The following is a 977-nucleotide window of genomic DNA, read 5'->3' on the forward strand; positions in this document are numbered from 1 at the left end:
TTGGGTGTTTATCTCCCTTGGGTAAACCCTTGGGTAAATAGGCAACCCAAGTATTAGAGGCTCATTGGGCTGACTTAGTTGCATCCAAATCTGTTCTAATGTGTCGATCCCATTACGCCTCCATTTCTCCAAAGCAGCCAGACAGAGATACCTAGACTCATCAAGAACAGTAACCACATTTGCTGGGTTTGGAAAATCATGCCACCTTCGCCACCCACTTCAATGTAACCTCTGGGTTTCTGATGTTTTGAGGTAACTTCGATTAGTAGGTCGAGATACTCAAGATTTTGGCGAGCAACGAAACGGGTGATAAAGGCAAAGGGCATGCCAGCTTTAAATTGCGATAAAAACAAACAGTTATGTTTATTTTGGGATTGACTGAGCAAGGGATTGCTTGTGGTTCGGGCGAAAAGTTGCTCGCTGAGCAAGATTTGGCCGAATTATAGAATGGGGGGATGGTGACAAACATCGGATGGTGCCTGCATTAATTACATTGTTACCGACACAATTCATGCAGCGATCCCTGATGAACTAAAGCTACCCACAGAAAAACAGCTCAAGTACGCCYGARCCATTTCGAAGGATTTGAATGTTAAATTACCTAAAGATTATGACGAAAGCGCCTTAGCCTGTTTGTCGTTTATCGMCGACCACAAGCCAGCCCATGATAGGGTGCTGGCGGTGTTCAATGGGATTAAGGGGAAGTTGTTGGGGTAGATATGTTTAAGCAAATAGCAAACTATGCCTTAATTTGATTGAAATCTGCTAACGTTCCGCCTGCTTCAAAGTGCTTCATTAACACTTCTTTTTGGGCGACAAGCTCTTTGCTCGGTTTTTGCCACTGGTCTTTAGGTAAGGGCGTTGACCATTCTTTAATATTTTCTGGCAATGGCTTTTTATTCAATTTATCAGTCCACTCTGAAACCATGTATGGGATCTTCCAGCATGCGAGAATATGATAGAAATAATATGAGAAT

The 977-nt window shown here is 42.9% G+C and carries 1 protein-coding gene and 1 pseudogene; both read right to left on the reverse strand.

The window, feature by feature from the left end:
* Positions 1-95 precede the first annotated feature (95 nt).
* The gene (locus L4D06_RS25410; protein ID WP_429742253.1) at positions 96-353 is read right to left on the reverse strand and encodes a hypothetical protein; all 258 of its coding nucleotides are present in this window, start codon (positions 351-353) and stop codon (positions 96-98) included.
* Positions 354-739: 386 nt separating this feature from the next.
* Positions 740-977: pseudogene (locus tag L4D06_RS25415) on the reverse strand (hypothetical protein); the annotation flags it as partial.

Source organism: Enterovibrio makurazakiensis, assembly GCF_050336585.1.
GTDB classification, from domain to species: Bacteria; Pseudomonadota; Gammaproteobacteria; order Enterobacterales; family Vibrionaceae; genus Enterovibrio; species Enterovibrio gelatinilyticus.